At 71.3% G+C, this 17,668-nt stretch carries 14 protein-coding genes; 10 read left to right on the forward strand and 4 right to left on the reverse strand.

Translation table 11 applies throughout. The features are described 5' to 3' along the window. Positions 1-28: 28 nt before the first annotated feature. Positions 29-1,045 (reverse strand): 4-hydroxy-3-methylbut-2-enyl diphosphate reductase, encoded by a 1,017-nt coding sequence (locus ABEB03_RS23850; protein WP_345652988.1) that lies wholly within the window; start codon positions 1,043-1,045, stop codon positions 29-31. Positions 1,046-1,140: 95 nt separating this feature from the next. Between ABEB03_RS23850 and ABEB03_RS23855 the strand changes: the two genes are divergently transcribed. The 4 genes from ABEB03_RS23855 to ABEB03_RS23870 all read left to right on the forward strand — a co-directional run bounded on the left by ABEB03_RS23855 (position 1,141) and on the right by ABEB03_RS23870 (position 5,304). Continuing rightward, positions 1,141-2,565, forward strand: a complete 1,425-nt coding sequence (locus ABEB03_RS23855; RefSeq protein ID WP_345652991.1) for an APC family permease — start codon at positions 1,141-1,143, stop codon at positions 2,563-2,565. A 327-nt stretch (positions 2,566-2,892) separates the two neighbouring features. Next, entirely contained in the window at positions 2,893-4,101 is a 1,209-nt protein-coding gene (gene xseA / locus ABEB03_RS23860) for an exodeoxyribonuclease VII large subunit (RefSeq protein ID WP_345652994.1), read from the forward strand. A gap of 9 nt (positions 4,102-4,110) precedes the next feature. Then, complete coding sequence (locus tag ABEB03_RS23865) at positions 4,111-4,350, forward strand: exodeoxyribonuclease VII small subunit (protein WP_345652997.1); 240 nt, start codon at positions 4,111-4,113, stop codon at positions 4,348-4,350. Positions 4,351-4,713: 363 nt separating this feature from the next. Continuing rightward, positions 4,714-5,304, forward strand: coding sequence for a malonic semialdehyde reductase (locus ABEB03_RS23870; protein ID WP_345652999.1), 591 nt, complete (start codon positions 4,714-4,716; stop codon positions 5,302-5,304). Between the two features lie 111 nt (positions 5,305-5,415). On the opposite strand, the gene ABEB03_RS23875 is transcribed toward ABEB03_RS23870, so the two are convergent. After that, positions 5,416-5,934 carry a DUF4245 domain-containing protein gene (locus ABEB03_RS23875; RefSeq protein ID WP_345653002.1) on the reverse strand — a complete coding sequence of 173 codons (519 nt, stop codon included), beginning with the start codon at positions 5,932-5,934 and terminating at the stop codon, positions 5,416-5,418. 125 nt (positions 5,935-6,059) lie between these two features. On the opposite strand from ABEB03_RS23875, the gene glpX reads away from it, so the two are divergent. Next, a complete protein-coding gene (glpX, locus tag ABEB03_RS23880) occupies positions 6,060-7,091 on the forward strand; it encodes a class II fructose-bisphosphatase (RefSeq protein ID WP_345653005.1) in 1,032 nt (343 codons plus the stop codon). Positions 7,092-7,332: 241 nt separating this feature from the next. Here the strand turns inward: glpX and ABEB03_RS23885 are convergent, their stop codons facing one another. Then, a complete protein-coding gene (locus tag ABEB03_RS23885; protein WP_095936405.1) occupies positions 7,333-7,710 on the reverse strand; it encodes a WhiB family transcriptional regulator in 378 nt (125 codons plus the stop codon). 199 nt (positions 7,711-7,909) lie between these two features. After that, entirely contained in the window at positions 7,910-8,662 is a 753-nt protein-coding gene (locus tag ABEB03_RS23890) for a DUF1707 SHOCT-like domain-containing protein (RefSeq protein WP_345653011.1), read from the reverse strand. A gap of 362 nt (positions 8,663-9,024) precedes the next feature. On the opposite strand from ABEB03_RS23890, the gene ABEB03_RS23895 reads away from it, so the two are divergent. The 5 genes from ABEB03_RS23895 to ABEB03_RS23915 all read left to right on the forward strand — a co-directional run bounded on the left by ABEB03_RS23895 (position 9,025) and on the right by ABEB03_RS23915 (position 17,614). Continuing rightward, positions 9,025-10,692, forward strand: coding sequence for a fumarate hydratase (locus ABEB03_RS23895; protein WP_345653013.1), 1,668 nt, complete (start codon positions 9,025-9,027; stop codon positions 10,690-10,692). A 370-nt stretch (positions 10,693-11,062) separates the two neighbouring features. After that, positions 11,063-12,466 (forward strand): class II fumarate hydratase, encoded by a 1,404-nt coding sequence (locus ABEB03_RS23900; protein WP_345653016.1) that lies wholly within the window; start codon positions 11,063-11,065, stop codon positions 12,464-12,466. 115 nt (positions 12,467-12,581) lie between these two features. Next, entirely contained in the window at positions 12,582-13,274 is a 693-nt protein-coding gene (gene fomD / locus ABEB03_RS23905; RefSeq protein WP_345653019.1) for a cytidylyl-2-hydroxypropylphosphonate hydrolase, read from the forward strand. Positions 13,275-13,728: 454 nt separating this feature from the next. After that, complete coding sequence (locus tag ABEB03_RS23910; RefSeq protein WP_345653022.1) at positions 13,729-15,906, forward strand: ATP-binding SpoIIE family protein phosphatase; 2,178 nt, start codon at positions 13,729-13,731, stop codon at positions 15,904-15,906. 244 nt (positions 15,907-16,150) lie between these two features. Beyond that, on the forward strand, positions 16,151-17,614 hold the full coding sequence (locus tag ABEB03_RS23915; RefSeq protein ID WP_345653025.1) for a catalase: 1,464 nt from the start codon (positions 16,151-16,153) through the stop codon (positions 17,612-17,614). The last annotated feature ends 54 nt before the right edge of the window (positions 17,615-17,668 follow it).

Below are 17,668 nucleotides of genomic sequence, written 5' to 3' on the forward strand. Positions count from 1 at the left end.
GCTCTACGTTACGTCGTACGACGGACAGTCACTCCGCGGAGGGACCGGTGCCCGTGCGCCGCTCCACGAGGGCCGCCGCCTCCGCGCGCAGGTCGCGGCGCAGTTCCTTCGGCAGCGAGAAGGTGATGGACTCCTCGGCGGCCTTGACGATCTCCACGTCCTCGAAGCCGCGCTGCGACAGCCGCTCCAGGACCTGCTCGACCAGGATCTCCGGGACGGACGCGCCCGAGGTGACACCGACCGTGGTCACGCCGTCCAGCCAGGCCTCGTCGATCTCGTCGGCGAAGTCCACGAGGTACGCGTCGCGCGCGCCCGCGAGCTTGGCGACCTCGACGAGCCGCTTGGAGTTGGAGGAGTTCCGGGAGCCGACGACGATCACGAGGTCGGCCTCCGCGCCCATCTGCTTCACGGCCAGCTGGCGGTTCTGCGTGGCGTAGCAGATGTCGTCGCTGGGCGGGGAGATGAGCTGCGGGAACTTCTCCTTGAGCGCGTCGACCGTCTCCATGGTCTCGTCGACCGACAGTGTGGTCTGGGACAGCCAGACGACCTTGGACGGGTCGCGGACCTCGACCTTGGCGACGTCCTCGGGGCCGTCGACGAGGGTGATGTGGTCGGGCGCCTCACCGGAGGTGCCGATGACCTCCTCGTGGCCCTCGTGCCCGATGAGCAGGATGTCGAAGTCCTCGCCCGCGAACCGGACCGCTTCCTTGTGCACCTTGGTGACGAGGGGGCAGGTCGCGTCGATCGTGGCGAGCTTGCCGGCCGCGGCCTCCTCGTGGACCACGGGGGCGACGCCGTGCGCCGAGAACATGACGATGGACCCCTCGGGGACCTCCGCCGTCTGCTCGACGAAGATCGCGCCCTTCTTCTCCAGGGTCTGCACGACGTACTTGTTGTGGACGATCTCGTGGCGGACGTAGATCGGGGCCCCGTACTGCTCCAGGGCCTTCTCGACGGCGATCACGGCGCGGTCCACGCCCGCGCAGTAGCCCCGGGGGGCGGCGAGCAGGACACGGCGGCCAGGCGAAGCAGACATGCCCCCCATCGTAAGGCCGCGTCCGGCGGGTCGGAGATCGCCTCCTTGGGGAGACTGGTGGAGAGCCGGGAGGGGTGGGACAGGCGCGACCCTCGGGAGAGACGATGTCCGACACGCGGACCGCCGCGGACGCCGCCGGCGCCGAGCAGGGACTGCGGCGCAGCCTCGGATTCCGCGATCTGGTGGTCTACGGACTGCTGTTCATCGCGCCGATGGCGCCGGTCGGTGTCTTCGGGACCCTCGACGCCAAGTCGCACGGTGCCGTGGCGCTGGTCTACGTCGTCGCCACGGTCGCCATGGCGTTCACCGCGTTCAGCTACGCCCAGATGGTGCGTGTGGTCCCCCAGGCGGGGTCGGTGTTCGCCTACGCGCGCGCGGGGCTGGGCAGGAGCGCGGGGTTCGTCGCCGGGTGGATGGTGATGCTCGACTATCTGCTCATCCCCGCGGTCGCCTACCTCTTCTCCGGGATCGCGATGAACGCCCTCGTCCCGGGGGTCTCCCGGTGGGTATGGACGGCGCTGGCCGTGGTCGTGACCACGGCGCTGAACCTGTGGGGGGTGCGGACGGCCGCCCGGGTCGGGTTCCTGGTCCTCGCGATGGAGATCGTGGTCCTGCTCGTGTTCGTCGTCTCCGCGGTGGTGGTGCTCGGGCGGGACGGGGCCCACCGCGGCTGGCTCTCCCCGCTGTCCGGTGACGGTCCGCAGGGGGCGTTCGCGCTGTCGGCGGTCGTCGGTGCGGTCTCGGTCGCGGTCCTGTCGTACCTGGGCTTCGACGCGATCGCCACGTTCGCCGAGGAGGTCACGGGCGGCTCGGAGAAGGTGGCCCGCGCGGTGCTGTTCTGCCTCGCTCTGGCGGGCTTGCTGTTCGTGGCTCAGACGTATCTGGTCGCGCTGCTGGAGCCGCTGTCGTCCGCGCAGCTGGCCGCCGATCCCGGGAAGCAGGGGTCGGCCTTCTACGACGCCGTGGACTCCTCGGTCGGCGCGTGGCTGCACAACGTGGTGGCCGTGAGCAAGGCGATCGGCGCGGCTTTCGCGGCGCTCGCGGGGCAGGCCGCGGCCGGCCGGCTCCTCTTCGCGATGGCCCGCGACCGGCGGCTGCCGCGGGTCCTGGCCCGGACGGACTCCGGTGGGCCGCGGCCGGCCCTGCTGTCCGCGGCGGTCATCACGCTGGTCGCCGCGGTCTGGGCGGCGCGGCGCGACGACGGCCTGGACAAGCTGGTGTCCGTGGTGGACATCGGCGCGCTGACCGCGTTCACGCTGCTGCACGCGAGCGTGGTGGGCTGGTTCGCGGTACGCCGCCGGGGTGGGCCCGTGGTGTGGTGGCGGCATGTCCTCGTACCGGTCGTGGGGGCGGCCGTCACCGTCGCGGTGGTCGTCGAGGCGTCGGGGGCGGCGCAGGTGGTGGGGGTGGTGTGGCTGGGGGTGGGGCTGGTCGTCCTGTTCGTGCAGCGGGGGCGCGCGGAGCCGGGGGGTCCCGTCCCGCCGGGCACGCTCCGAGGAGCCTCGGACGGTTCGCCCGGGCGGCCGTGACGGCCCGGCTCCAGCCTGGGGCGGCGGGAGTTCTGGCGGTCCGCCGGCGGCGCCTGTCCGGTGGGTGGGTCGGGTTCGTGCCGGTGAACCGCCCGTTGCAGCCCTGGTGCGGAGCGGTACTGGTAGGACCTCGGTGGGTGCGTGGCGCCGTCCGCAACGGGCATGTGATTCACCGGCACGGCCCCTTCCGTGAGAGGGCGACCGCGGGTGGTGGAGGGGTGCGGTCCAAGGACCATGCCTCGGGACCGCATCTGATTCGACGGCTCAGCCGTAACGCCGACGGGGATACCGGGGGCGCTGTCGGTGGTGGCCGTTACGCTCGGGCGCATGGCTCTCAACACGTCCGCGGACGCCCCGCTGCCCGTCGGAGAGGTGTCGCGGCTCATCGGGGGATGGATCGACCGGCTCGGCGCCGTGTGGGTCGAGGGACAGATCACCCAGTTGTCGCGGCGCCCGGGTGCGGGCGTCGTGTTCCTCACGCTGCGCGACCCGTCGCACGACATCTCGGTGAGCGTGACCTGTTACCGCCAGGTGTTCGACGCCGTCGCCGACGTGGTGAGCGAGGGCGCCCGTGTGGTGGTCCACGCGAAGCCCGAGTGGTACGCGCCGCGGGGACAGCTGTCGCTGCGGGCCGCCGAGATAAGGCCGGTGGGCGTGGGTGAACTCCTCGCCCGGCTGGAGCAGTTGAAGAAGTCCCTGGCCGGCGAGGGGCTGTTCGCGCCCGAGCGCAAGAAGCCCCTGCCCTTCCTGCCGCAGCTCGTCGGGCTGGTGTGCGGGCGCGCGTCCGCGGCCGAGCGCGACGTCCTGGAGAACGCGCGGCACCGCTGGCCCGCCGTCCGCTTCGAGGTCCGCAACGTCGCCGTGCAGGGCGTCCACGCGGTGCCGCAGGTGGTGCAGGCCGTGAAGGACCTCGACGCCCTCGACGACGTCGACGTGATCATCGTGGCGCGCGGCGGCGGCAGCGTGGAGGACCTGCTGCCGTTCTCCGACGAGCAGCTCGTCCGGGCGGTCGCGGCGTGCCGGACGCCCGTCGTGTCCGCGATCGGGCATGAACCCGACACCCCACTTCTCGACTATGTGGCCGACCTGCGCGCGTCGACCCCGACGGACGCCGCCAAGAAGGTCGTGCCGGACGTCGGTGAGGAGTACGAGCGGGTGAGGTTCCTGCGGGACCGGGCCCGGCGCTGCGTGGCGTCCTTCATCGATCGCGAGGAGCGCGGCCTGGCGCACGCGCTGGCCCGGCCGTCGATAGAGGACCCGCACCGGATGGTCGACGAGCGGGCGGACCACGTCGCCTCCCTGCTGGACCGCGGGCGGCGCACCCTCGGCCACCTCCTCGACCGCGCCGACTCCGAGCTGACGCACACGCACGCGCGCGTGGTGGCCCTGTCCCCCGCCGCCACCCTCCAGCGCGGGTACGCGGTGCTGCAGAAGGCCGACGGTCACGTGGTGCGCGACCCGGAGGAGATCGCGGCGGACGAGACGCTGCGGGCGCGGGTCGCCGAGGGTGAATTCACGGTTCGAGTCGATGCATAGGGTGGGCGCATGACCAGCAAGGTGGACGAGGCGCTCGGGTACGAGCAGGCGCGGGACGAGCTCATCGAGGTCGTGCGCCGCCTGGAGGCCGGCGGTACGACCCTGGAGGAGTCCCTCGCCCTGTGGGAGCGGGGCGAGGAGCTGGCGAAGGTGTGCCGGCGCTGGCTGGAGGGCGCACGGGCGCGGCTGGACGCTGCGCTGGCCGAGGAGGAAGCGGAAGAGGGGGGCACCGCCGCCGACTCCGAGTGATCGACACCGACGGCTCCTCGGGGTCCGTCGGCTTCCTGTCACGGACGGAGCCTGTCGGGGCGCCGTCACCGTCACGCCGGGCGCGCCACGGAGTTGGCGGTCGGCGCTCTTCGTCGTCACGGCCGGCGCCGCGTCGCTGTCACAGCCGATGCGCCTCGCCGTCACGGTCGACGTCCTGGCGGCATCACGGCCGGCGCCCCTTCATCGCCTCGCCGCCCAGGTCAGACGGTGTTTCCTCACTCCATGGCGCGTGAAGCGGATCACCACACCCCGCTTTTGGTTGAAAATTAAACCTCCAACTCGTAGTGTCGGTGGCGCAAGAAGATCCCCCCGGATCGACCGCACGTACCGAGAAGGTTTTCGATGTCCCTCGTTCTTGACCCCACCGCACAGGACCTGCTGTTCCGCGAGGCCCGTACCGCGAACACGTTCACCGACGAGCCGGTGACCGACGAGCAGGTGCAGGCGATCTACGACCTGGTCAAGTACGGCCCGACCGCCTTCAACCAGTCGCCGCTGCGCATCACCCTGGTCCGCTCCCCCGAAGCCCGCGAGCGCCTCGTGCAGCACCTCGCCGAGGGCAACCAGGCGAAGACCTCCACCGCCCCGCTGGTCGCGATCCTCTCCGCGGACAACGAGTTCCACGAGGAGCTGCCGACCCTCTTCCCGCACTTCCCGGCCGCCAAGGACGTCTTCTACTCCGAGCGCCCCGCCCGTGAGGGCGCCGCCGCGCTGAACGCCGCCCTCCAGGCCGCGTACTTCATCATCGGCGTCCGCGCCGCCGGCCTCGCCGCCGGCCCGATGACCGGCTTCGACTTCGCCGGTGTCCAGAAGGAGTTCCTGGACGACGACCACACCCCGCTGATGATCGTCAACATCGGCCGCCCGGGCGACGACGCCTGGTTCCCGCGCTCCCCGCGCCTGGAGCTCGACCAGGTCGTCACGACCGTCTGATCCGGCACGTAGGGCGCGTACCCCGACCCCGTACGCGCACGAGAAGGGCCCCCGGCATTCCGCCGGGGGCCCTTCTGCCGTCTCGGTGCGCACGGGGCGCCGACACGGGGCTCAGGAAGTGGCGAGCGACTGCGCCATCTTCGTCAGCCGGTCGAAGGACGCCGTCCCGGTCACCACGGTCGTGGAGCCCTTGCTCCTGAGCACGAGCGCGTCGTAGTGGTCGCCCTCGTAGCGCTCCCAGGTCTGGTCGCCGATGCGCTGGGTGCCCTTGGTCTGTTCGGCGCCCTGGCTGGCCGTCTCGATGAAGACGGCGGGCTTCTGAGTGGACTGCTCGACCGCCACGTACTGACCGTCGGGGTCGTGGAAGCCCAAGTGCCAGGCGTCGAACTCGGAGCCGTCGTACCGCACCGACGTCGCCTTCCACGTCCGGGGCAGGCCCTCGGGCGCCGCCACGGGATAGCTCGCCGCACGGCGCGCCGTCAGCAGCTCGACACGGTAGTCGACACGCTTCAGAGGGGGCTCGGAGTCGTCGTGCGGGATGAAGATGTAGATGATGCCCGCCATGAGCCCGATGAGGCCCAGGGAGATGAGCATGTCCCGGACCGACTGCTTGCCTTTCATACCTGCCACGTACCTATCGTCGCAGGTGCCCTGGCCTGCTCATCCGTGGGGCCCCCTGCTCATTTTGTCTGCCTGACGATAGAGTCGGGGCACACCCTCATCCGGCCGTCGTCGTATCAGAAAGGTGCGCTCCGATGACCGAGCATCATCTGCCGTCCGAACTCGAGGTCCCTTCCGAGGCCCCGGACCGAAACCTCGCCCTGGAACTGGTCCGGGTCACCGAGGCCGCCGCCATGGCCGCGGGCCGCTGGGTCGGCCGCGGCGACAAGAACGGCGCCGACGGCGCCGCCGTCCGGGCCATGCGGACCCTCGTCTCCACCGTCTCGATGAACGGCGTCGTCGTCATCGGTGAGGGTGAGAAGGACGAGGCCCCGATGCTCTTCAACGGGGAGCGCGTCGGCGACGGGACCGGACCCGAGTGCGACATCGCCGTCGACCCGATCGACGGGACCACGCTCACCGCCAAGGGCATGACCAACGCGATCGCGGTGCTCGCCGCCGCCGACCGCGGCACCATGTTCGACCCGTCCGCGGTCTTCTACATGGACAAGCTGGTCACCGGCCCCGAGGCCGCCGACTTCGTCGACATCAACGCGCCCGTCTCGGTGAACATCCGGCGGGTCGCCAAGGCCAAGCGGGTCACGCCCGAGGACGTCACGGTCGTCATCCTCGACCGTCCCCGCCACGAGGGGATCATCAAGGAGATCCGGGAGACCGGCGCCCGCATCAAGCTGATCTCCGACGGCGATGTCGCGGGCTCGATCCTGGCCCTGCGCGAGGGCACCGGCATCGACCTGCTGCTCGGTATCGGCGGCACGCCCGAGGGCATCATCTCGGCCTGCGCGGTCAAGTGTCTGGGCGGCACGATCCAGGGCAAGCTGTGGCCCAAGGACCAGGACGAGCGGCAGCGGGCCATCGACGCCGGTCACGACCTGGACCGCGTGCTGACCACCGGCGACCTGGTCTCCGGCGAGAACGTGTTCTTCGTCGCGACCGGCATCACCGACGGCGAACTGCTGCGCGGGGTGCGCTACCGCTCCGAGACGGCGACGACCGAGTCGATCGTCATGCGCTCCAAGTCCGGCACCGTCCGCCAGATCAACTCCGAGCACCGGCTGAGCAAGCTGCGCGCGTACAGCGCGATCGACTTCGACCGGGCCAAGTGAGCGCCACCGTATGAGCGGCGCCGGGTGACCGGCGCCGCCCCGGCACCCGAAGCAGCCGTACGGACGCGGTCAGGCGGTCGTACGGACACGAGTGCAGGCGGGTCTGCGGGCCCGCCGGAAGCGGTGGTACAGGCGCGAAAGAGGGCGCCCTCCGTGCGGGGAGGGCGCCCTCTTTCGCGTCCGACGGACCCGGGCGGGCGGCTTTGGCCCGCGAGGGCGGGCCGCCCGGTCACGGTCCCGGCTAACCGGCGGCCGCTATCCTCCCCGTCGCGCGCGCGGCCTTCTTCAGTTCGAGATCGCGGCGGCGACGCCGGGCGAGCACCACACGGCGCTCGGCGGCGGTGAGGCCGCCCCACACGCCGTAGGGCTCGGGTTGCAGGAGCGCGTGTTCGCGACACTCGACCATCACCGGGCAGCGGGCACAGACTCGCTTGGCCGCCTCCTCACGGGAGAGCCGGGCCGCGGTGGGCTCCTTGGAGGGGGCGAAGAACAGGCCGGCCTCGTCTCGGCGGCACACGGCCTCCGTGTGCCATGGCGCTTCCTGATCCCTGTCCCGCACGGGCGCCCGCGGGGCCGGAACGGCAGCTACCTGCAGGGACTGATGCGGCGGTTGCAGCACGGTCTACTCCTGACGACGGCTTCGCGAGCGTGCCGGGCGCCGCGGAAAGTCCCACAGCGCCCTCCAAGAGACGATGCAGCAAGGCCTACCCGCTGTGCGCGCGCCTATGCACTGAGTTCCGAAGCCCTGGAATTCTCGTGCGCGGCACGGGTGTCGGGACTGGACCAATACGCGGCCGGCGCCGTTGAATTCACAAGCGTCAACGGTCCAGATGCTTGCGCAAACCCCTGTCGACGCGGTCCGCCACACGCTCGCTCACGCGGCTGGTCACGCGGTCGAGAATGTCCGCGACGAGCTTGCCGCGCCTGGGCCGTGCCTCGACATTTCCCAGCACGGCGATTCCGTCGACATAGACGACCGGCGCGTGAGGATCGCCCGAATCCAGCGTGTCCACTTCGAAGTTGCCCAGTACGCCGCCGCCACTGCCGCGCAGCGAGACATTCTCCGGGACGCGGACCTCCACGTGACCGAAGACGGAGATCGCCTTGATCACGACCTGCTGGTACTCGAAGATCGCCTCGCTGAGGTCTATCTCGACGCTGCCGAAGATCGAGTACACGTGGATACGGCGGCCGGCGCGCCAGCGGCCCTTGCGGACCGCGGCGCTGAAGACCGCCACCACGTTCTCGTCGGCCTCGACCGGGATCGCGCCCGCGGCCGGGCGGTTGGGCGCGGAGGTGTACGCCGCGTTCGCCCGGGCCGCGTGGGCGGCGGGCAGGTCCTGGACGAAGCGGTCGAGCTCGCCCACGGTCTTGGTGGCGAGCACCCCCTCCACCCGCTCGGCGTGCTCCTCGGCGGTCAGGCGCCCTTCGGCGAGCGCCTCGCGCAGGATGTCGGCGATCCGGTCACGGTCGGCGTCCGAGGCACGGAGCTCGGACGGCTGCACGGCCGTGGCCGTGGTCGGCTTCGCCGCCGTCGGGGCGGTCGGGTCGGGGCGCTTGTGAAGGTCCACGACAGCAGCGTACCCAAACGCGATAGATCGCGACTAGGGCCTGTCCGGCAATTCCCGGCGTCGCCCGAAGGGCGGCCCGGCGGCGTCAGGTGCGTGCGCTCGGCGTGCCGGGCGCGGCCCCTCGTACGGGATGTACTCGGGGCCACGCCCGGTGCGGCGAGCGTGCGTGCATGGCGTCGCCGGGCAGGCGGGAATTGCCGGACAGGCCCTATCGAGGTGTGGGCGACTCTCGGTCGGGCGACGTCGGGCGACGTCGGGCAACTGAGCCCTACCTCACAAGCTCACCGTCCGAGCCAGGTTCTAGGCTGGTGGGCGCTGCCAATGGAGGCACGCCGCTGTCTGTCGAGTGAGGAATGGGCGAGATGCCTGAGTTCGCGTACACCGATCTGCTCCCCATGGGAGAGGACACCACCCCCTATCGGCTGGTGACCTCCGAGGGTGTCTCCACCGTCGAGGCCGACGGGCGCACGTTCCTCAAGGTCGAGCCGGAGGCGCTGCGCAAGCTCGCCGAAGAGGCCATCCACGACATCCAGCACTATCTGCGGCCCGCCCACCTCGCCCAGCTGCGCCGGATCATCGACGACCCCGAGGCGTCGGCCAACGACAAGTTCGTCGCGCTGGACCTGCTGAAGAACGCGAACATCGCGGCGGCGGGTGTGCTGCCCATGTGCCAGGACACCGGCACCGCCATCGTCATGGGCAAGCGCGGCCAGAACGTGCTCACCGAGGGCGGCGACGAGGCGGCCCTGTCCCGCGGCATCTACGACGCGTACAAGAACCTGAACCTGCGCTATTCGCAGATGGCTCCGCTCACCATGTGGGAGGAGAAGAACACCGGCTCGAACCTGCCGGCGCAGATCGAGCTGTACGCGACCGACGGCGGCGCCTACAAGTTCCTCTTCATGGCCAAGGGCGGCGGCAGCGCCAACAAGTCCTTCCTCTACCAGGAGACGAAGGCGGTCCTCAACGAGGGCTCCATGATGAAGTTCCTGGAGGAGAAGATCCGCTCGCTCGGCACGGCGGCCTGCCCGCCGTACCACCTGGCGATCGTCGTCGGCGGCACCAGCGCCGAGTACGCGCTCAAGACCGCGAAGTACGCCTCCGCCCACTACCTGGACGAGATCCCGGCGGAGGGCTCCGAGCTCGGCCACGGCTTCCGGGACAAGGAGCTGGAGGAGAAGGTCTTCGAACTGACCCAGAAGATCGGGATCGGCGCGCAGTTCGGCGGCAAGTACTTCTGCCACGACGTGCGTGTGGTCCGTCTCCCCCGGCACGGCGCGTCCTGCCCGGTCGCGATCGCCGTGTCCTGCTCGGCCGACCGCCAGGCCGTCGCGAAGATCACCGCCGAGGGCGTGTTCCTGGAGCAGCTGGAGACCGACCCGGCGCGCTTCCTGCCGGACACCACGGACGAGCACCTGGACGAGTCGTCGGACGTGGTCCGCATCGACCTCAACCAGCCGATGGACGACATCCTCGCCGAGCTCACCAAGTACCCGGTCAAGACCCGGCTCTCGCTCTCCGGACCGCTCGTCGTGGCCCGCGACATCGCGCACGCGAAGATCAAGGAGCGGCTCGACGCGGGTGAGGAGATGCCGCAGTACCTGAAGGACCACCCGGTGTACTACGCGGGCCCGGCCAAGACGCCCGAGGGCTACGCGTCCGGTTCCTTCGGTCCGACGACGGCCGGCCGCATGGACTCCTACGTCGAGCAGTTCCAGGCGGCGGGCGGCTCCAAGGTGATGTTGGCCAAGGGCAACCGGTCCCAGCAGGTCACGGACGCGTGCGGCAGCCACGGCGGCTTCTACCTCGGCTCCATCGGCGGCCCCGCCGCGCGTCTGGCGCAGGACTGCATCAAGAAGGTCGAGGTCGTCGAGTACGAGGAGCTCGGCATGGAGGCCGTCTGGAAGATCGAGGTCGAGGACTTCCCGGCGTTCATCGTGGTCGACGACAAGGGCAACGACTTCTTCAAGGACCCGGCGCCCGCGCCGACGTTCACGTCGATCCCGGTCCGGGGCCCCGGCCTGGCGTAGGACGCCCCGGGCGTCGTGACGGACGCGCGACGCCTGCGGCGTCATGAGGGACTCGCGCAGGGCCGCTCCTCGGGGGGTGGCCCTGCGCGAACGGGGGTCGACCGAAGGGGGCCGCTCCGTCGGAGCGGCCCCCTTCGGCATGTGCGGGTGAGAGCGGTCCTTCGCCGTCTCCGCGCTTGTGCGGGTGAAGGCGGTCCTCGGCCGTCTCCTGTGGACGGGTCCATCGCCGTCTCCGCCCGTGTCCAGGACGGGCGGCGTGCCCAGTGGCGTACGGCTGGTCCGCCCGGACGAACGCCCCCCGCCCCGCTGACCGGCCGCGATGGGAACACCCGTGGGCTCCGGGATGCTGTCCCCCATGGAGGTGTCGTCAATGACAGATGGCCAGGCGGAAACCGCGTACCGGACCGAGCACGACTCCATGGGTGAGGTCCTGGTGCCGGCCGACGCGAAGTGGCGGGCGCAGACACAGCGCGCCGTGGAGAACTTCCCGATCTCGGGGCAGCGGATCGAGCGGGCCCACATCGAGGCGCTCGCCCGGATCAAGGCCGCCGCGGCGAAGGTGAACGGCGAGCTGGGCGTGATCAGCAAGGACGTCGCGGAGGCGATCCAGGAGGCCGCCGCCGAGGTCGCGGAGGGCCGCTGGGACGCGCACTTCCCGGTCGACGTGTTCCAGACGGGTTCCGGGACGTCGTCCAACATGAACACCAACGAGGTCATCGCCACGCTCGCGAGCGAGCGGCTCGGCCGGGACGTGCACCCCAATGACCAGGTGAACGCGTCCCAGTCGTCGAACGACGTGTTCCCCTCCTCCATCCACATCGCGGCGACCGCGGCCGTGACCCGGGACCTGATCCCCGCGCTGGAACACCTGGCGACCGCGCTGGAGCGCAAGGCGCGGGAGTTCGCCGACGTCGTGAAGTCCGGGCGCACGCACCTGATGGACGCGACACCCGTGACACTGGGGCAGGAGTTCGGGGGGTATGCCGCCCAGGTCCGGTACGGGGTGGAGCGGCTGCGCGCCTCGCTGCCGCGGCTCGCCGAACTGCCGCTCGGCGGCACCGCCGTGGGGACCGGGATCAACACGCCGCCGGGGTTCTCCGCCGCCGTCATCGCGGAGGTGGCCCGGGCCACGGGACTGCCGCTGACGGAGGCCCGCGACCACTTCGAGGCGCAGGGCGCGCGGGACGGCCTCGTCGAGACCAGCGGACAGCTCAGGACCGTCGCGGTGGGTCTGACGAAGATCGCCAACGATCTGCGGTGGATGGCCTCCGGGCCGCGCACCGGGCTGGCCGAGATCGCCCTGCCCGACCTCCAGCCCGGATCGTCGATCATGCCGGGGAAGGTGAACCCCGTCGTCCCGGAGGCCGTGCTCATGGTCGCCGCCCAGGTGACCGGGAACGACGCCACGGTCGCGGTGGCCGGAGCGGCCGGGAACTTCGAACTCAACGTCATGCTGCCGGTCATCGCCAGGAACGTATTGGAGTCGGTCCGGCTGCTCGCCAACGTGTCCCGGCTGCTCGCCGACCGCACCGTCGACGGGATCGTCGCGCACCGCGAGCGGGCCCGTGAGTACGCCGAGTCGTCACCGTCCGTGGTGACGCCGCTCAACAAGTACATCGGGTACGAGGAGGCCGCCAAGGTCGCCAAGAAGGCGCTGGCGGAGCGGAAGACGATCCGCCAGGTGGTCCTGGAGTCGGGTTACGTGGAGCGCGGGGACCTCACCCTGGAGCAGTTGGACGAGGCGCTGGATGTCCTGCGGATGACGCGCCCGTGACGGCGCCCGCCTCCCCGCGGACGCCCGATGACGTGGCGGTTACGTCCTGGGCCGGCTGACGAGAACCGTGACGCGTGCAGCAGCGTCGTATGCCTGGGGCACCTAATATCTGTTCATGGCAGACGGTGGAGCGGTGAGGCGAGTGGGAGCGGGCGGGCCGGCGGAGCACTGGACCCCCGGCAGTCACATCCTGTGGCGGTACCGGGAGAACGCCGGCGCGCGCTTCCACATCTGCCGTCCGGTGACCGTCGTGCGCGACGACCCGGAGCTGCTCGCCGTGTGGATGGCCCCGGGCACGGAGTGCGTGAAGCCGGTGCTGGCCGACGGCACGCCGGTGCACGGGGAGCCGCTCGAGTCGCGCTACACCAAGCCGCGCTCGGTGCTGCGCGACCGCTGGTTCGGCACCGGGGTGCTGAAGCTGGCCCGGCCCGGGGACGCCTGGTCGGTGTGGCTGTTCTGGGAGCCGGGCTGGCGTTTCAAGAACTGGTACGTGAATCTTGAGGCGCCGCTGGCCCGTTGGGAGGGCGGGGTCGACTCCGAGGACCACTTCCTGGACATCTCCGTGCACCCGGACCGGAGTTGGCGCTGGCTCGACGAGGACGAGTTCGCGATGGCGCAGCGGGCCGGTCTGATGGACGCTCAACTGGCCGCGCGGGTGCGGGAGGCGGGCTGGTCGGCCGTGGACGTGATCAGGTCGTGGGGTGCTCCGTTCTCGGACGGATGGCAGCACTGGCGGCCGGATCCGTCCTGGCCGGTTCCCTTCCTGCCCGATGACTGGGACCGTACGCCCGCGCACGTGTCCTCATGAGACCCTTGATGCGCCCCCGTGGTACAACCGTAGGATCGTCTTCCGCAAGGGCGCACCGCAGCAACAACTCCCGCAGTACGAGCCGGGCTTGACCATATGTCATCGAGGGGCGGCAGGACGTGAGCGAGCGGTACGAGGGGCACGGCGGCGCGGCCCGTGGCGGACCGGACGGAGCGGCGGCCCGCGCGGCGCTGCCGTCGGCGTCCGGCGCGCGGTCGCGTACGGTTTCCCTGTCGGCGTCGTCCGGCACGGCGTCATCCGCGCGGCCCGCAAGGCTGCCTGACGCGGTGTCGCGCACGGCGCTCCGGTCGGCGCGGCCCGTCCCCGGCACGGCCGCGACCGTGCTCACCCTCGGGCCCGACCCCGACGACGCGCAGATTCCGTTCCTGGGGCACACATTCCGGGTATCGGGGCTGCGGGACGAACTGCACGCACGGCGCGCAGCCCCGGACGGATGGATTCGACACGCGTGACGGAGTACCCCACCTCGCACGAGCGCCGCCAGCCCGGTGCCGGCCGGCCGCCCGCCCCCGCGGACCCCCGCGGGGCACTCCTGCGTACCCCGGAACAGTCGTCATCCCTGCCGGGTGCCTCCGCGTTACCCGTCCAGTCCGCCCGCACGGGCGACGCGTCCCAGGGACCGGCCGCCGCCACGCCGTGCAGTCGGCGCGCCACGGGTCAGGTCTCGGCCGACGTCGACATGACGTCGTCGTCGGGCTCGTCCGGCACCGGCGCGTCCACACCGCCGCCCGCCTCCTCCGGTTCCGAACACTCCCAGCCGTCGGCGACCGAACCCGATGCGCACCGCCCGCGCCCCGCGCCGGAGGGCATCCCGGCCCAGCCGGCCGCGGAGCAGGACCGCCCGCCGCGCGCCCCCGGCGCCAAGGAGCGGCGCACCGGGCAGACGCTGCCGCAGGGCGGCCCGATGCCGATGCGCAGGGACGGCGACCGGCTGCGCTTCGTGGGTGCCGCGACGCGCAGGATCGCGCGCGGCATCGACCTCGACGAGATCGTGATGGGCCTGTGCCGGGCCACCGTGCCCACGTTCTCGGACGCGATCCTCGTCTATCTGCGCGACCCGCTGCCGGTCGGCGACGAGCGGCCCACCGGGCCCCTCGTGCTGCGTCTGCGGCGCACCGACCGGATTCCCGAGGAGCGGGACACCGACGGCGGCTTCATGCCGGCGCTGCGGCCCGAGCCGAGCGAGCTGTCGGCGATGACGGCCGAGCTGTGCGAGGTGCGCCCCGGCGGCGCCCTCGCCGAGGTGCTGCGCGGTGTCCGCCCGGTGTTCGCGGACGCGCCCGCCGCACGGGCGGCGCTGCCCGAGCTGCTCGGCGACGATCTGGTGGTGCCCGGCGGGCAGCGCGCGATCCTGGCCCCGCTGCGCGGACGCCGCAGGGTCATCGGCGCGGCCCTGTTCCTGCGCCGCCCGGAGCGTCTCGCCTTCGAGGCGGACGACCTGCTGGTCGCCGCGCAGCTCGCCACGCACAGTGCCCTCGGCATCGACAAGGCGGTGCTGTACGGGCGTGAGGCGTACATCGCCGACGAGCTGCAGCGCACGATGCTGCCCGAGACGCTGCCGCGGCCCACGGGCGTGCGGCTGGCCAGCCGTTACCTGCCCGCCGCCGAGACGGCGCGGGTCGGCGGGGACTGGTACGACGCGATCCCGCTGCCGGGCAGCCGGGTCGCCCTGGTCGTCGGTGACGTCATGGGGCACTCGATGACGTCGGCGGCGATCATGGGGCAGTTGCGGACGACCGCGCAGACCCTGGCGGGGCTCGATCTGCCGCCGCAGGAGGTGCTGCACCACCTCGACGAGCAGGCGCAGCGGCTGGGCACCGACCGCATGGCGACGTGCCTGTACGCGGTCTACGACCCGGTCTCGCATCGCATCACCATCGCCAACGCCGGCCATCCGCCGCCGGTCCTGCTGCATCTGGGCGGGCGCGCCGAGGTGCTGCGGGTGCCGCCTGGCGCCCCGATCGGTGTGGGTGGCGTGGACTTCGAGGCGGTCGAGCTGGACGCGCCCGCCGGGGCGACGCTGCTGCTGTACACCGACGGTCTGGTCGAGTCCCGGCTCAGGGACGTGTGGACCGGCATAGAGCAGCTGCGGGAGCGGCTGGCCGCCACGGCGCAGCTGACCGGGCCCGACCACCCGCCGCCGCTGGAGGCGCTGTGCGACGAGGTGCTCGACATGCTCGGTCCGGGCGACCGGGACGACGACATCGCGCTGCTCGCCGCCCGCTTCGACGGGATCGCGCCGAGCGACGTCGCGTACTGGTTCCTGGAGCCGGAGGACGCCGCCCCGGGGCGGGCCCGCAAGCTGGCCCGGCGTGCGCTGTCGCGGTGGGGCCTGGAGGAGCTGACCGACTCGGTGGAACTGCTCGTCAGCGAGGTCGTGACGAACGCCGTGCGCTATGCGTCACGGCCGGTGACGCTGCGGCTGCTGCGGACCGACGTCCTGCGCTGCGAGGTCGGTGACGACGTGCCGCAGCTGCCCAGGCTGCGGCAGGCCCGCGCCACCGACGAGGGCGGCCGTGGGCTGTACCTGGTGAACCGGCTGGCCAGGCGGTGGGGCGCGACACGGCTGAGCACCGGAAAGGTCGTCTGGTTCGAGTTGAACCGGGGCTGAGGGGGTACTCGCCCGGTCTCACCCCGGGGCGGCCCGGACCGGCACGGATGTGCGGCGCCGGGCGGCCGCCCCCGGTGCCGGGCCCGTTTTCCGGCGTCGGCATCCCCGTCGGCGCCGGACCGGTGCCGGACACGGTCCACATGTGGACCGGCTCGGTCCACATGTTGCCGACATTCCGTCGGCGGCGTTGACTGCTGGGGTGAGCGAAGCGACCTGACGACTCTTTTCCGACGGGAGGACGCTCGTGACGCAGGCACCCCAGAAGGCTCCGTACACCACGAACAACGTCGGGAATCCGGTGGAGAGCGACGAGCACTCGCTCACCGTCGGCCCCGACGGCCCGATCCTGCTCCAGGATCACTACCTGATCGAGAAGATGGCCCAGTTCAACCGGGAACGGGTCCCCGAGCGGGTGGTGCACGCCAAGGGCAGTGGAGCGTACGGATTCTTCGAAGTCACCAACGACGTCAGCCAGTTCACCAAGGCGGATCTCTTCCAGCCGGGCAAGCGCACCGAGATGCTGGCGCGGTTCTCCACCGTCGCCGGCGAGCAGGGATCGCCGGACACCTGGCGCGACCCCCGCGGCTTCGCGCTCAAGTTCTACACGGAGCTCGGCAATTACGACCTGGTGGGCAACAACACTCCGGTCTTCTTCGTCCGTGACACGATCAAGTTCCAGGACTTCATCCGCTCGCAGAAACGCCACCCGGCGACCGGGCTGCGCAGCAACGACATGCAGTGGGACTTCTGGACGCTCTCGCCCGAGTCGGCCCACCAGGTGACCTGGCTGATGGGCGACCGCGGCATCCCCAAGACGTACCGCCACATGAACGGCTACTCGTCCCACACCTACATGTGGATCAACGGTGCCGGTGAGCGGTTCTGGGTGAAGTACCACTTCAAGACCGACCAGGGCATCGACTTCCTCACCCAGGCGGAGGCCGACGAGCTGGCCGGCACGGACGCCGACGTGCACCGCCGGGATCTGTACGAGTCGATCGAGTCGGGGAACGCGCCGAGCTGGACGCTGAAGGTCCAGATCATGCCGTTCGACGACGCGGCGGACTACCGCTTCAACCCGTTCGACCTGACGAAGGTCTGGCCGCACGGGGACTACCCGCTCATCGACGTCGGCCGGATGACCCTGCACAGGAACCCCGAGGACTACTTCATCCACATCGAGCAGGCCGCCTTCGAGCCCTCGAACCTGGTCCCGGGCATCGGCCCCTCGCCGGACAAGATGCTGCTGGGCCGGCTCTTCTCCTACCCGGACACGCACCGGTACCGGATCGGCCCCAACTACAGCCAGCTGCCGCCCAACCGGCCGCACTCCCCGGTCAACTCGTACGCCAAGGACGGCCCGATGCGCTACGAGGCGTCGAACGCCGCCCGGCCGTACGCGCCCAACTCGTACGGCGGGCCCGACGCCGACTACGGGCAGTTCGGCGATCCGGCGAGCTGGGAGACCGCGGGCGAGCTGGTGCGCGAGGCGTACCGGCTGCACAGCGAGGACGACGACTGGGGACAGCCGGGCACGCTGGTCCGCCAGGTGCTCGACGACGCGGCCCGTGACCGGCTGGTGTCGAACGTCACCGGGCATCTGAAGGCCGACGTGTCGCGGCCGGTCCTGGACCGCGCGCTCCAGTACTGGCGCAACATCGACAAGGAGATCGGCGACCGGATCGCGCACCAGGTCAACGGAGGCTGACCCGGTTCCGTCCGGACGACGACGGCGCCCCGCCCTCCGCGCACCGCGGAGGGC

The organism is Streptomyces siamensis (assembly GCF_039543605.1).
Classification (GTDB): Bacteria; Actinomycetota; Actinomycetes; order Streptomycetales; family Streptomycetaceae; genus Streptomyces; species Streptomyces siamensis.

Excerpts from the sequence above, each read along its gene's own strand:
- ABEB03_RS23850 (WP_345652988.1), bottom strand. The coding sequence starts at position 1,045 with ATGGGGGGCATGTCTGCTTCGCCTGGCCGCCGTGTCCTGCTCGCCGCC.
- ABEB03_RS23855 (WP_345652991.1), top strand. The coding sequence starts at position 1,141 with ATGTCCGACACGCGGACCGCCGCGGACGCCGCCGGCGCCGAGCAGGGA.
- xseA (WP_345652994.1), top strand. The coding sequence starts at position 2,893 with ATGGCTCTCAACACGTCCGCGGACGCCCCGCTGCCCGTCGGAGAGGTG.
- ABEB03_RS23865 (WP_345652997.1), top strand. The coding sequence starts at position 4,111 with ATGACCAGCAAGGTGGACGAGGCGCTCGGGTACGAGCAGGCGCGGGAC.
- ABEB03_RS23870 (WP_345652999.1), top strand. The coding sequence starts at position 4,714 with ATGTCCCTCGTTCTTGACCCCACCGCACAGGACCTGCTGTTCCGCGAG.
- glpX (WP_345653005.1), top strand. The coding sequence starts at position 6,060 with ATGACCGAGCATCATCTGCCGTCCGAACTCGAGGTCCCTTCCGAGGCC.
- ABEB03_RS23895 (WP_345653013.1), top strand. The coding sequence starts at position 9,025 with ATGCCTGAGTTCGCGTACACCGATCTGCTCCCCATGGGAGAGGACACC.
- ABEB03_RS23900 (WP_345653016.1), top strand. The coding sequence starts at position 11,063 with ATGACAGATGGCCAGGCGGAAACCGCGTACCGGACCGAGCACGACTCC.
- fomD (WP_345653019.1), top strand. The coding sequence starts at position 12,582 with ATGGCAGACGGTGGAGCGGTGAGGCGAGTGGGAGCGGGCGGGCCGGCG.
- ABEB03_RS23910 (WP_345653022.1), top strand. The coding sequence starts at position 13,729 with ATGGATTCGACACGCGTGACGGAGTACCCCACCTCGCACGAGCGCCGC.